This is a genomic window from Blattabacterium cuenoti (assembly GCF_014252255.1).
Lineage (GTDB): Bacteria > Bacteroidota > Bacteroidia > Flavobacteriales > Blattabacteriaceae > Blattabacterium > Blattabacterium cuenoti_J.
In genome coordinates, this window is the sequence record NZ_CP059213.1 from 165,981 (window position 1) to 179,357 (window position 13,377).

Sequence of the window (13,377 nt, forward strand, 5' to 3'; positions counted from 1 at the left end):
AAATTAAATCATATTATATGAGTATGAAAGTCGCTATATTTATTGGAAGTGCTTCTGATAAACAAGTAATGAAAGAAGCAACTGAAATACTAAAAAAATTTAATATAAATTATATATCTTATATAATTTCTGCACATAGACTTCCTGACATTTTATCAAATACCATAAAAAAAATAGAAAATGAAGGAATTGATTTAATTATTGCAGGAGCTGGATTATCTGCTCATTTACCTGGAATTATATCGTCAAAAACGATATTACCTGTAATAGGAGTTCCTATATGTAATAATAATGGATTATTAGGAGGAATAGATGCTCTTTTTTCTATGGTTCAAATGCCTAAAGATGTACCTATTGCTACGGTAGGTATAAATAATTCTTATAATGCTGCTTTGTTAGCCGTTCATATTTTATCTATAAAAAATAAAGATCTTAAAAAATCATTGCTAGAATTTCGAATAAAAAAAAGAAAAAAATTAATAAATGAAATAGAGCAATATTTATAATTATGAAATCTGTAATTAAAAAAAATCTTTTTTTAGAAGGAAAAACAAAAAAAATATATAACACTAATAATCCATTTCAAGTATTAATTCATTATAAAGATAATATAACTGCTTGTAATGGATTACAAAATAAATTTTTACAAGATAAAGGAATTTTAAATAATGAAATAAGTACATTAGTATTTAAATTTATTAATTCTTGTGAAATTAAAACTCATTTTATACGAAAAATAAATAATCGAGAACAGTTATGTCATAAAGTAGATATAATTCCTTTAGAATTTGTCGTTCGAAATATTGTAGCTGGAAGTATGTCGAAACGTTTAAATATTAAAGAAGGGGTTCGTTTATTAAATCCAATTTTTGAAATTTTTTATAAAAACGATAAATTAAAAGATCCATTGATTAATGATCATCATGCTGTATTTTTAGGAATTATTTCTTATGAAGAACTCAATAATATTTATAAGATTATATCGAATGTCAATAATATTATTAAAAAATATTTTTTAGATAAAAATATTATTTTAGTAGATTTTAAAATAGAATTTGGTAAAGATCATAAAAATAATATTTTACTTTCTGATGAAATTACTCCTGATACTTGTCGTTTTTGGGATAAAAAAACAATGAAAAAACTAGATAAAGATTTATTTAGAATGAAATTACAGGAAGATGTACTTGACATTTATATGGAAATATTAAAAAGGTTAAATGTAAAATAATACATACATTCATTAATTAAACCATTAAAATAATGGGGCAAAGATATTCTTTTTCCAAAAAGATGATATCTCAATTATTTATTTCAATCCTGAAAAATAATTATTTTGATAAATTTCATGATGAATGTGGTATTTTTGGGATTTTTTCTCCTCATAAAGTAGACACTTTTTCTTTAGTTCAATTTGGTTTATTTGCATTACAACACAGAGGACAAGAAGCTTGTGGTTTTTCTGTTTTACGAGATGGATTTATTATATCTCATAAAAGTGAAGGTCTTGTTTTAGATTTTTTTAAAAATATTTCTAATTCTAAATGTTATCATGGTAATGCCGTAATTGGCCATACACGTTATTCAACAGAAGGAGGACAAAGTAAGAAAAATATTCAACCTTTTTTTGGAGAGGATACTAATGGAAAAAGTACTATATCTATAGTACACAATGGTAACTTAGTTAATGCTCAATTAATTCGTAAAAGATTAGAATCTGAAGGAATACATTTTATATCTGAATATTCTGATTCTGAAGTTATTTTACGTTTAATACAAAAATATTTATTACAATATAATAATAATTTAGAAAAAGCTATTCAAAAAACAACTATAGATATTATAGGAGCTTATTCTGTCATAGTACTTATGAATAATAAAATGGCTGCATTTAGAGATCCAAATGGAATACGTCCTTTATGTTATGGAATGTTAAATGAAAAAACTTATATATTCAGTTCTGAAACTTGTGGAATAGATTCTGTAAGTGGATTTTTTGTAAGAGATTTATTCCCAGGAGAAATTATTATAGTAGATCAAAAATCAATTAAATTTTCTATGTTGAAAGAAAAAAAATATACAAAAAAAAGAATATGTTCTTTTGAGTATATTTATTTTTCTCGTCCTGATTCTTTAATTGAAAATATAAATGTATATGAAATTCGTGAAAAAAGTGGAGAAAAACTTTATGAACAACATCCAGTAGAAGCAGATGTAGTCATTGGTGTTCCAGATTCAGGTGTACCAGCTGCAATTGGTTATTCTAAAGCTTCTGGAATACCTTTTAAACCTATTTTAGTAAAAAATAAATATATTGGAAGATCTTTTATTTTACCTAAACAAGAAATGCGTGAAAAGATGGTAAACTTAAAATTAAATCCTATATTAGATGAAATAAAAGAAAAACGTATTGTTATTATTGATGATTCTATAGTTCGTGGAACAACTAGTCGTAGATTAGTTTATATTTTAAGAAAAGCAGGAGCAAAAGAAATTCATTTTAGAAGTGCTTCTCCTCCTATTATAGCTCCATGTTATTTAGGAGTTGATACTCCAAGTAAAAAAGATCTAATTTCATATAATCATTTTGATAAAAATAGTATTGCCAAAATTCTAGATGTAGATAGTTTAGAATTTTTAAGCATGTCTAATTTAATATCTATTCTAGGTGGTAATAATTATTGTTTTGGTTGTTTTACAGGAAATTATCCTGTTAAAAAATATAATAATAAATTATGAAAGAAAAAAATATCGACATATTAAATAAAATTTTAAAAAAAACTTATAATAATAGAGTTATTAGTACGTTAGATCATTTTTCTGGATTTTATAAAATATATGAATGTGGATATAAAAAACCTATTTTAGTATCTGGAGTTGATGGAGTTGGAACAAAATTACGTTTAGCTATCAATTATAAAAAATATTCTTTAATTGGAGAAGATTGCTTCGCAATGTGCGCAAATGACGTTTTATGTCATGGAGCTACTCCTTTATTTTTTTTAGATTATTTAGCTTGTGGTAAAATTGATTATACTATTGTAAAAAAAATAATACAAGGAATAGCCTTTTCTTGTAAAAGAACTAATACATGTCTCATTGGAGGAGAAACTGCAGAAATGCCTGGAATTTATAAAGAAAATGATTATGATATTTCTGGATTTTGTGTTGGTATTGTAGAAAAAGATCATCTTATAGATGGAAAAAAATTTATTCATGAAGGAGATATTTTAATAGGACTTCCTTCATCTGGAGTTCATAGTAATGGTTTTTCTCTAATTAGAAACATTTTTTCTACAGAAGATTTTATGAAAATTTTTCAAAAAAAACCGTTTTATGAAACTCTTTTAATACCTACTAAAATTTATCATTTTCCTATTCATTTTTTATTAAAAAAATTTATGATTCATGGATTAGCTCATATTACAGGAGGAGGAATATCAGATAATTTATCTAGAATTCTTCCAAAAAATTTATCAGCTATAGTAGAAAAAGAAAAAATTCCTATTCAACCTATTTTTAATTATATTCAAAAAAAAGGTAATTTATTTGATAAAGAAATGTGGAATACTTTTAATATGGGAGTAGGAATGATTATAATAGCATCTTGTAAGGATGAAACCTCTATTTTAAAAAAATTACATTTTTTAGGAGAAAAACCTTTTGTTTTTGGACAAATTATAAAAGGAAATCAAAAAGTGTTTTTTAAATAAAAATATTTTCATATATCATGAAAAAAATAACTATTTTAGTTTCTGGAAAAGGAACTAATATGCAGCATATTTTTCAAGCAATTAAAAATGGGATACTTCCTAATTTTATAATTAATTTAGTTATATCTGATAGACATTGTTATGCTATTCAATATGCGTTAAAAAAAAATATAAAAGCTATATCTTTAGAAAAAATTAATAAAAAATTTATTTCTAATGAAATAAATAACTTTTTAGTAAAAGATATTCCATATATTATAGTTCTTTCTGGATTTCTTTCTATACTTGATGCTAAATTTTGTAAAAAATGGTTCAGAAAAATTATTAATATTCATCCTTCTCTTTTACCAAAATATGGAGGAAAAGGAATGTATGGAATAAAGGTACATCAAGAAGTTATTAAAAATAAGGAAAAAATATCAGGAGCTACAGTTCATTATGTTACTAAAAATATAGATTCTGGAGATATAATTTTAAAAAAATCATGTCAAGTTTCATTAGAAGAAACTCCAATATCTTTATCAAAAAAAGTTTCTCTTATAGAAAAAGAAATATTAATTCAATCTATAAAAAATTTTTAATAAAAAAAATTTTTATTTAAAATACACTTATTAAAAAATAAAATAAGTAGTATGAAAAGAGCATTAATTAGTGTTTATTCTAAAAATAATAAATTATTTCAGTTTGCTAATTTTTTATATAAAAAGGGATATCAAATAATTTCTACTGGTGGTACTTACCAATTTTTAATCAAAAATGGTTTATCTAATGTAATAGAAGTATCAAATGTAACTTCTTTTCCTGAAATTTTAGATGGAAGAGTAAAAACTATTCATCCGAATATATATGGAGGTATTTTAGCCAATCGTTTAATTGAAAAACATGTAAAATCTATTCATACTCATAATATTAAATTAATTGATATTGTATTGGTTAATTTTTATCCATTTTTTGAAAAAATGCATACAAAAAAATATCATATCAATTCAATAGTTGAATTTATTGATATTGGAGGTCCTTCTATGCTTCGTGCAGCTGCTAAAAATTATTTACATGTTACTGCTATTATAGACGAAAATGATTATGAATTAGTACAAAATGAAATTGAACATAATGGATTTACTTCATTAAAAATGAGAAAAAAATTAGCAGGAAAAGTATTTAATTTTACTTCTTCTTATGATTCTGCTATTTCTCAATATTTTTTAATGGATGAAAAATTTCCTATTTATTTACATTCTTCTTATAAGAAAAAAATGATTCTACGTTACGGGGAAAATCCTCATCAAAAAGCATCTTATTATATTAATACCATTCAGAATGGATCCATGTGTAATTTTAATCAGTTACATGGAAAACAATTATCATTTAATAATTTACGAGATATGGATATAGCTTGGAAAATAGTTTCTCAATTTTCAGAACCTGCTTGTTGTATAGTTAAACATTCTACTCCTTGTGGAGTAGCATTAGGAAATAACATTATAGAAGCGTTTCAAAAAACTTATTATGCTGATACTATTTCTTCTTTTGGAGGAATAATGGCAGTTAATATTCCAATAACAAAAGAATTAGCAAAAGAGATTAATCATATTTTTTTAGAAGTTATTATTTCTCAAAATTATGAAGAAGATGTATTAAATATTTTAAAAATTAAAAAAAATATTAGAATTATTAATATTAATAATCCTATTTCGGATAAACTAGAATATATTCAAATAGATGGAGGAATCTTAGTACAAGAATCCGATTATTTTTTTCCTTATGATGGAAATTATAAAATAGTTACTAAAAAAAAATTTAATAATAAAGAAATAGAATCTTTATTTTTTTCTCAAAAAATAGTAAAATATGTAAAATCTAATGCTATTGTTGTATCTAAAGGAACGCAAACTTTAGGTATTTCTGGAGGACAAACTAATAGAATTTGGGCTGCTCGTCAAGCTATAGAAAGAGCTTTAGAAAAAAGTAAAACAGGATTAGTTCTTGTTTCTGATGCTTTTTTTCCTTTTCGGGATGTTGTAGATGAAGCGGCTCGTTCAGGTGGAATATGTGCTATTCTTCAACCAGGAGGATCTATCAGAGACGAAGAATCTATAAAAGCTTGTAATGATTATGGAATAGCTATGGCTTTTACTGGAAAAAGACATTTTAAACATTAATATAAAAACATTATAAGTTATGAATATTTTAATTATTGGAAATGGTGGACGTGAACATGCTATTGGAAAAAAATTATTAGAAGATAATCATTATATCAATATTTATTTTTATCCTGGAAATGGAGGAACGAGCATGATAGGAAAAAATATTGAAACTAAATATTCTTTATTAGAATTAGGTTTTTTTGCTAAAAAAAATTTAATAGATATAACTATTGTAGGATCTGAAGTTTTTTTAATAGAAGGAATTGTTGATATTTTTCAAAAATTAGGATTAAAAATCATAGGTCCTCATTATTTAGCAGCTAAACTTGAGGGAGATCGTATTTTTTCTAAATCGTTTATGAAAAAATATGGAATTAGAACTCCTAAGTATAATATTTTTTATTCTTATAAAAAAGCTATACGTTTTTTAGATAAAACTACTGTTTCTTTAGCTATTAAAACAAATGGAATAGCTGGAGGAAAAGGAGTAATTTTAACTCATAATAAAAATGAAGCAAAAAAAGCTTTAGAAACTATAATGATAAAAAAAAAATTTGGAAAATCTGGAAATAAAATTATTATAGAGGAATTTTTACAAGGAAAAGAGGCTTCTATAATATCTATTTTTAATGGAAAACAGATTATTCCTTTTTTATCTGCTCTAGATTATAAAAAAATTGGAGAAAATGAAACAGGAATGAACACAGGAGGAATGGGAGCAATTGTTCCAAATCCATATATGACGAATGCTATTTGGATTGATTTTCAAAAAAATATATTAATGCCTACTTTAGAAGGATTAATTTCGGAAAAATTAACTTTTTTTGGTTTTATATATTTTGGATTAATGATAACTTCAAATAAAGTTTATTTATTAGAATATAATACTCGTATTGGAGATCCTGAAGCTCAAACTTTATTACCATTAATGAAAAGTAATTTTTTAGATATAATTCAATCTTTTTTTATAAATAAAAAAGTATCTATTTTTTGGAAAAAATTATGTTCTTGTTGTGTTGTTTTATCTTCTAAAGGATATCCAGAAAAACACGAAAATGGACAAATTATAATAGGATTAGATTCATTAAAAGATCCTTTTTATATTGCAGGAGCAAAAAAAGAAAAAGAAAAATGGATAACATCAAGTGGACGTGTTCTCAACATCATTGGATTAGCCCCAACAATTAAAGAAGCTAGAAAAAAAGCTTACTCTAAAGTAGAAAAAATACAATTTAACAAATTGTATTATCGAAAAGATATTGGTTTATATAAAGAATAAAAATATTAAAAACAAATAAAAAAATGAAAAAAGACTTGATTTTAATATTAGATTTTGGTTCTCAATATAGTTATATGATTGCAAGAAGAATTAGAGATATAGGGGTATCTATTTCTTTATGTAATTATAATATTTCAATATCCCATATTTTATCAATAAAACCTAAAGGAATTATTTTATCAGGAGGTCCATTTTCTGTTTATGATAATGGAGCTCCATTAATATCTAAAAATATTTTTCAATTAGATATTCCTATACTTGGAATTTGTTATGGAATGCAGTTAATTTCTTTTCTTTTTGGTGGAAAAATAAAAAAATCTAAATATAAAGAATATGGAAAGTCATACTTTATTATTGATCATTTTAATAATAATTTATTTTATGAAATTCCTATAAAATCTGTTGTTTGGATGAGTCATTGTGATGAAATAAAAAATATTCCCAAAAAATTTCAAATTATAGGACATACTTCTTCTTGTTCTATTGCATCTATTATGCATCTTAATAAAGAAATTTATGCCGTACAATTTCATCCAGAAGTAAAAAATACAGAATTTGGAATTTCTATATTGAAAAATTTTATTTTACGTATTTGTAAGTGTACTAAAAAAAATTGGGATTTAAACAATTTTGTAAAAAACTCAATATATAAAATCAAAAAACGTGTAAATAAAAAAAAGGTTATACTAGGTTTTTCTGGAGGAGTTGATTCTTTTGTAACTGCTTATATCATTCATCAATCTATTGGAAATTATTTAAATTGTATTTTTATAGATACAGGATTTCTACTTAAAAAAGAAAAAGAAAGAATATCTTTTTTATGTAAAAAAATGAATTTTTCTGTTAAAATAATAGATGCTAAAAATCATTTTTTATCTCGATTAAATGGTATTATTGATCCTGAAAAAAAAAGAAAAATTATAGGAAAAGAATTTATTTATCTTTTTCAAAAAGAATCAGAAAAAATTAAAGATGTTGAATTTTTAGCACAAGGAACTATTTATTCAGATATTATTGAGTCTTCTTCAAGAAATAATCAATTAAGTCATTTTATAAAATCTCATCATAATGTAGGAGGATTACCTCATTATACATTTATGAAATTAAAGCTGATTGAACCATTAAAAAAATTGTTTAAAGATGAAGTAATAAAAATAGGAAAAAAATTAGGACTTCCAGAAGAAATTTTATATCGTCATCCATTTCCTGGTCCTGGATTAAGTATTCGAATTATTGGAGAAATAAATGAAAAAAAAATTTCTATTCTCAAAGAAGCAGAAAGTATTCTTTTGCAGGAATTAAAAAATTATAATATTTATAATTCTGTTAGTCAAGCTTTTATAATTTTATTGCCTATTAAATCTGTAGGAGTTATGGGAGATAAACGAACATACGAATATGTTGCGGTATTGCGTATTATTAATACAGAAGATTTCATGACTGCGACTTTTTCACATTTATCTTATGACTTTTTAGAAAAAATTTCAAATAGAATTATTAATGAAGTGGATGGAATTAATAGAATGGTCTATGATATTACCTCTAAACCCCCATCTACTATTGAATGGGAATAAATTTTTTATGTCATCATAGAAATTAAATTATATATATTTTTCTTTAATTCAGTTCTAGAAGAAATTAAATCTATAAATCCATTATCCATAAGAAATTCTGATGTTTGAAATCCTTCTGGAAGATCTTTTCCAATTGTTTCTTTAATTACTCTAGGTCCAGCAAATCCAATAAGAGCTCCCGGTTCTGCTATATTAATATCTCCAAGTAAAGCATAAGAAGCGGTAACTCCTCCTGTAGTAGGATCTGTTAAAACAGATATATAAGGAATTCGATATTCACGCAATTGAGTTAATCTAGCGATTGTTTTAGCCATTTGCATTAATGAAAAAGAAGATTCCATTATTCTTGCTCCACCAGATTTAGATATTAATATATATGGAAATTTTTTTTCTATACAATATTTTATTGCTCTAGATATTTTTTCTCCTACAACAGAACCCATCGATCCTCCTATAAATGAAAAATCCATACAGGATATAACTACATTCATTCCTTTTATTTTACCTATTCCTGTTCTAATAGAGTCGTATAAATTTGTTTTTTTTCTAGCTTCTTTAATTCTATCTGTATATGTTTTATAATCTTTCCATTTTATAGGATCTTTACTAATCATTTTTTTATTTATTTCTAAAAAATGACCATTATCAAAAAGAATTTCAAAATATTCTTTACTATGAATTCTAACATGATATCCATCTTCTGGACTAACATAAGCATTTTTTTTTAATACTTCTGTATCTATAATTTTGCCGCTAGGCGTTCTATGCCATAATCCTTTTGGTAAATCTTTTCTTTCGTCTATAGACGTTATAATATTTTTTTTTTTTCTCAAAAACCAAGCCATAATTTATTTTTTTATATTATAAAGTATTCATATTATTCATGAATGTAAAATATTTTTTTAGAATAATTTTAAAAGATTTTTCTCCTTCTCTTAACCAAACTCTAGGGTCATAATATTTTTTATTTGGAATATGTTCTCCTTTTGGATTTCCTATTTGATTTTTTAAATATTCCTTATTATTATTCATATAATTTCGAACTCCACAAGTAAAAGCATATTGTAAATCTGTATCTATATTCATTTTAACAACACCATAATTAATAGCTTCTTGTATTTCTTTTTTAGAAGATCCTGATCCACCATGAAAAACGAAAGAAACTGGTTTTTTTTTAGTATTAAATTTTTTTTGTATATAAATTTGAGAATTTTTTAATATTTCAGGACGAAGAATAACATTACCAGGCTTATAAACTCCATGTACATTTCCAAAAGAAGCTGCTATAATAAAATTTTTATTAATTTTAATTAATTGATTATAAGCATAACTAACCTCTTTTGGTTGAGTGTATAATTTATTATTTTCTATATTTGAATTATCTATTCCATCTTCTTCTCCACCAGTTACACCTAATTCTATTTCAAGGGTCATATTTTTGTGATTCATTTTTTCAAAATATTTTTCACAAATATTAATGTTTTCTTTTAATGGTTCTTGAGAAAGATCTAACATATGTGAACTAAACAAAGTTTTTCCAAAACGATTATAATATTTTTCATTAGCTTCTATTAATCCATCAATCCATGGTAGAAAAGGTTTTGAACAATGATCAGTATGAATAATAACTGTTGCTTTATAATATGATGCTAATTCATGAATATGCATAGCACAAGCTATAGATCCTTGAATTGCTGCTTTTTGTTCATGATTATTTAATCCCTTTCCTGCATTAAAAATAGCGCCTCCATTAGATAATTGAATAATAACAGGAGAATTCATTTCTACAGCAGTTTCCATTACTGCATTAATAGTATTAGACCCAATAACATTTACAGCAGGTATAGCAAAAACATTTTCCTTAGCATATTCAAATATTTCTCTAACAAGATTACCAGTAGCTACTCCAAAAGGAAATTTTCTAGACATGTATTTTAAAATTTATTTAAATTATTAATTTTTAATAATTAAGGATAAACAAATGTAACAAAAAGTAAGTATTAATAAATTTAATAGATTAATTGATAATTAATATCTATAATTTCGTAAAAAAAATATATACAAAAAATTTTTTTATAAATTATGATTATTCCATCTACATTAAAAATATATAATGCTTCAGCAGGTTCTGGAAAAACTTTTTTTTTAGTTAAAAATTATCTTTATGTTCTATTAAAAAGTCCTTATCCTGATGAATTTAAAAGAGTTTTAGCTTTGACTTTTACTAAAAAATCTTCTGAAGAAATGAAGAAACGTATTCTACAATGTATTAAAGAATTTTCAAATAAAATAGTTAAAAAAGAATATTATTCTTTATTTGATCATCTTATGAAAGATTTAAAATTTACAAAAAATCAATTATATGAACGATCTCAAAAAATATTATATTCTATTTTATATGATTTTTCTTCTTTTTCTAAAAATATAAGTACAATAGATAAATTTACTTATAATATTGTTAGATCTTTTATTTCAAATCAAGAAATAAACTTAGAATTAAAAATGGATACCTACAATTTTTTATTAAAAATTGTAGATAATTTATTACATAGATTAACATATTCAGAAGAATGGTCAAATATTTTAGTTCAATTTTCTATTGATAAATTAAAAGAAGGAAAAAATTGGGATATAAGAAAAGAATTATTTCAAATAGCTAATCTCATGTTAGAAGAACAAAATTTTTTTTATATAAAAAAAATTAAAAATTATTCTTTAAAAAATTTTATACAATTGAAAAATATTTTGATAAAAAGAACTCAAAAATTTGAAAAAAAATGTAAAATACAAGGAGATAAATTTTTTCTGTTTTTAAAAAAAACTTCCATTAAAAAAAATTCATTTATTTATTCAGAATTACCAAGACTTTTTAAAAAATTACAAATTAATAATTTATTTTATAATCCTTTTAATGAACGTGTTGAAAAATATTTTAAAAAAAATATATTATATGCTAAATCTTCTATACAAAAAAATCAAAAAATATTAATAGAAAAAAATAAAAATAAGATTATTTCATTATATAAAAAAACAAAATATATATACATAAAAAATATATCACGTTATCTTTTAGATAAACTTTTTCTAAAAAATATTAGTATATTTTCAATTATACATGAAATAGAAAAAGAATTCAATTTTATAAAAAACGAAAATAAAATTCTTTTAAATATAGAATTAAATAAAATTCTTTATGAAAAAATTATTCAAGGGACATTTCCTAAAATATATGAAAAAATAGGAATACAATATAAACATTATTTTATAGATGAATTTCAAGATATTTCATTTTTACAATGGTATAATATTAAAATTTTAATTGAAAATGCATTATCTGAAAATGGATCAGCTATGATAGTAGGAGATCCAAAACAATCTATATATAGATGGAGGGGAGGTGATGTACAACAATTTATTTTTTTAAAAAACATTGAATCAATCAGTTATAATAAAAAATTTAAAACTTTAGAAACAAATTTTCGTAGTTATGAAGAAATTGTGAAATTTAATAATTCATTTTATGAATATATATCTAAAATTTTTTATTCCAATATTTATAAAAATATATATAAAAATTCTAAACAAAAAATTTTTAAAAAACCTGGAGGATATGTAGAAATAAATTTTCTAAAAAGTTTAAAAAATAAAAATTATAAAGAATATATTTATTTAAAAGTAAAAAATAAAATAAAAAAATTATTACAAAAAAAATATGTTTTATCAGATATTTCTATATTAGTTAGGAATAATATAGAAGGACATTTTTTATCAGAAAAACTTATTGAAGATGGTATTAATGTAAATACCTCTGTTTCTTTATTAATAAAAAATCATTTAGAAATACAAATAATTATAAATTTATTTTATATTCTTGCAAATCCCTATTGTTATCAAAAAAGAATTACTTTAATTTTTCTTTTATTTAAAAAAAAATTTTTTTGTACTAAAAAAAAATATCATGATTTTATCATAAAAATTATTTTTTTTCCATTAGATCTATTTTTAAAAAAAATTTTATCAAAAAATTCATTATCATTAAATAAATTATATAATAAATCTATATATAATATATCAGAAGAAATAATTGAATCTTTTAGATTATTAAATAAACATAATACTGTATCTATTTATTCTTTTCTAGATTTTGTTTATAGATTTATAAAAAAAGGAGGGAATTCGATTATTGATTTTCTCAATTACTGGGAATCTAATAAAGAAAAAGAAAGTATTATTATTTCGGAGAATAAAAATGCTATTCGTGTTATGACTATTCATAAATCTAAAGGATTACAATTTCCAGTAGTTATTCTTCCTTTTACTGATTGGAATTTTATGTCTAAAAATAAAGAAGGATCATGGATAAATGTTAATCCTAATTTGTATCATGGATTGAATACTATTTATTTAGAAATAGAACCATACTTAAAAAACATACAACATGATAAAAATATTCATAATTTTTATGAAAATTATTTATCAAATACAGTATTTGATAATATAAATCTATTATATGTAGCCACTACCCGTTCTATAGAACAATTAATTTTATTTTCAAAATTAGAAAATGAAAAATCCGTATCATTTTACATTAAAAATTTTCTTTGTGAAAAAAAAATATGGAATGACAAAAAATATCAATACTCTTTTGGAAAAAAATAAAATAA

At 22.7% G+C, this 13,377-nt stretch carries 11 protein-coding genes; 9 read left to right on the forward strand and 2 right to left on the reverse strand.

Translation table 11 applies throughout. The annotated features are described in order from the left end of the window. Positions 1-23 precede the first annotated feature (23 nt). The 8 genes from purE (at position 24) to guaA (ending at position 8,713) form a co-directional block, all read left to right on the forward strand. The gene (gene purE, locus H0H41_RS00765) at positions 24-506 is read left to right on the forward strand and encodes a 5-(carboxyamino)imidazole ribonucleotide mutase (protein ID WP_185872493.1); all 483 of its coding nucleotides are present in this window, start codon (positions 24-26) and stop codon (positions 504-506) included. Between the two features lie 2 nt (positions 507-508). Then, positions 509-1,231, forward strand: a complete 723-nt coding sequence (purC, locus tag H0H41_RS00770) for a phosphoribosylaminoimidazolesuccinocarboxamide synthase (RefSeq protein ID WP_185872350.1) — start codon at positions 509-511, stop codon at positions 1,229-1,231. Between the two features lie 62 nt (positions 1,232-1,293). After that, on the forward strand, positions 1,294-2,739 hold the full coding sequence (gene purF, locus H0H41_RS00775; RefSeq protein ID WP_185872495.1) for an amidophosphoribosyltransferase: 1,446 nt from the start codon (positions 1,294-1,296) through the stop codon (positions 2,737-2,739). After that, positions 2,736-3,713, forward strand: coding sequence for a phosphoribosylformylglycinamidine cyclo-ligase (purM, locus tag H0H41_RS00780; RefSeq protein WP_185872351.1), 978 nt, complete (start codon positions 2,736-2,738; stop codon positions 3,711-3,713). The genes purF and purM overlap by 4 nt, the downstream gene beginning before the upstream one ends. Positions 3,714-3,730: 17 nt before the next feature. After that, entirely contained in the window at positions 3,731-4,294 is a 564-nt protein-coding gene (locus H0H41_RS00785) for a formyltransferase family protein (RefSeq protein ID WP_185872352.1), read from the forward strand. Positions 4,295-4,345: 51 nt separating this feature from the next. Continuing rightward, positions 4,346-5,875 carry a bifunctional phosphoribosylaminoimidazolecarboxamide formyltransferase/IMP cyclohydrolase gene (gene purH / locus H0H41_RS00790; protein ID WP_185872353.1) on the forward strand — a complete coding sequence of 510 codons (1,530 nt, stop codon included), beginning with the start codon at positions 4,346-4,348 and terminating at the stop codon, positions 5,873-5,875. A 19-nt stretch (positions 5,876-5,894) separates the two neighbouring features. Further along, a complete protein-coding gene (gene purD / locus H0H41_RS00795) occupies positions 5,895-7,139 on the forward strand; it encodes a phosphoribosylamine--glycine ligase (protein ID WP_185872354.1) in 1,245 nt (414 codons plus the stop codon). A gap of 23 nt (positions 7,140-7,162) precedes the next feature. Further along, positions 7,163-8,713 carry a glutamine-hydrolyzing GMP synthase gene (guaA, locus tag H0H41_RS00800; RefSeq protein WP_185872355.1) on the forward strand — a complete coding sequence of 517 codons (1,551 nt, stop codon included), beginning with the start codon at positions 7,163-7,165 and terminating at the stop codon, positions 8,711-8,713. Positions 8,714-8,718: 5 nt separating this feature from the next. Here the strand turns inward: guaA and accD are convergent, their stop codons facing one another. After that, complete coding sequence (accD, locus tag H0H41_RS00805) at positions 8,719-9,558, reverse strand: acetyl-CoA carboxylase, carboxyltransferase subunit beta (protein ID WP_185872356.1); 840 nt, start codon at positions 9,556-9,558, stop codon at positions 8,719-8,721. A 16-nt stretch (positions 9,559-9,574) separates the two neighbouring features. After that, on the reverse strand, positions 9,575-10,642 hold the full coding sequence (gene fbaA / locus H0H41_RS00810) for a class II fructose-bisphosphate aldolase (protein ID WP_185872357.1): 1,068 nt from the start codon (positions 10,640-10,642) through the stop codon (positions 9,575-9,577). 153 nt (positions 10,643-10,795) lie between these two features. Between fbaA and H0H41_RS00815 the strand changes: the two genes are divergently transcribed. Continuing rightward, positions 10,796-13,372, forward strand: coding sequence for a UvrD-helicase domain-containing protein (locus tag H0H41_RS00815; RefSeq protein WP_185872358.1), 2,577 nt, complete (start codon positions 10,796-10,798; stop codon positions 13,370-13,372). Positions 13,373-13,377: the final 5 nt, after the last annotated feature.

Excerpts from the sequence above, each read along its gene's own strand:
- purE (WP_185872493.1), top strand. The coding sequence starts at position 24 with ATGAAAGTCGCTATATTTATTGGAAGTGCTTCTGATAAACAAGTAATG.
- purC (WP_185872350.1), top strand. The coding sequence starts at position 509 with ATGAAATCTGTAATTAAAAAAAATCTTTTTTTAGAAGGAAAAACAAAA.
- purF (WP_185872495.1), top strand. The coding sequence starts at position 1,294 with ATGATATCTCAATTATTTATTTCAATCCTGAAAAATAATTATTTTGAT.
- purM (WP_185872351.1), top strand. The coding sequence starts at position 2,736 with ATGAAAGAAAAAAATATCGACATATTAAATAAAATTTTAAAAAAAACT.
- H0H41_RS00785 (WP_185872352.1), top strand. The coding sequence starts at position 3,731 with ATGAAAAAAATAACTATTTTAGTTTCTGGAAAAGGAACTAATATGCAG.
- purH (WP_185872353.1), top strand. The coding sequence starts at position 4,346 with ATGAAAAGAGCATTAATTAGTGTTTATTCTAAAAATAATAAATTATTT.
- purD (WP_185872354.1), top strand. The coding sequence starts at position 5,895 with ATGAATATTTTAATTATTGGAAATGGTGGACGTGAACATGCTATTGGA.
- guaA (WP_185872355.1), top strand. The coding sequence starts at position 7,163 with ATGAAAAAAGACTTGATTTTAATATTAGATTTTGGTTCTCAATATAGT.
- accD (WP_185872356.1), bottom strand. The coding sequence starts at position 9,558 with ATGGCTTGGTTTTTGAGAAAAAAAAAAAATATTATAACGTCTATAGAC.
- fbaA (WP_185872357.1), bottom strand. The coding sequence starts at position 10,642 with ATGTCTAGAAAATTTCCTTTTGGAGTAGCTACTGGTAATCTTGTTAGA.
- H0H41_RS00815 (WP_185872358.1), top strand. The coding sequence starts at position 10,796 with ATGATTATTCCATCTACATTAAAAATATATAATGCTTCAGCAGGTTCT.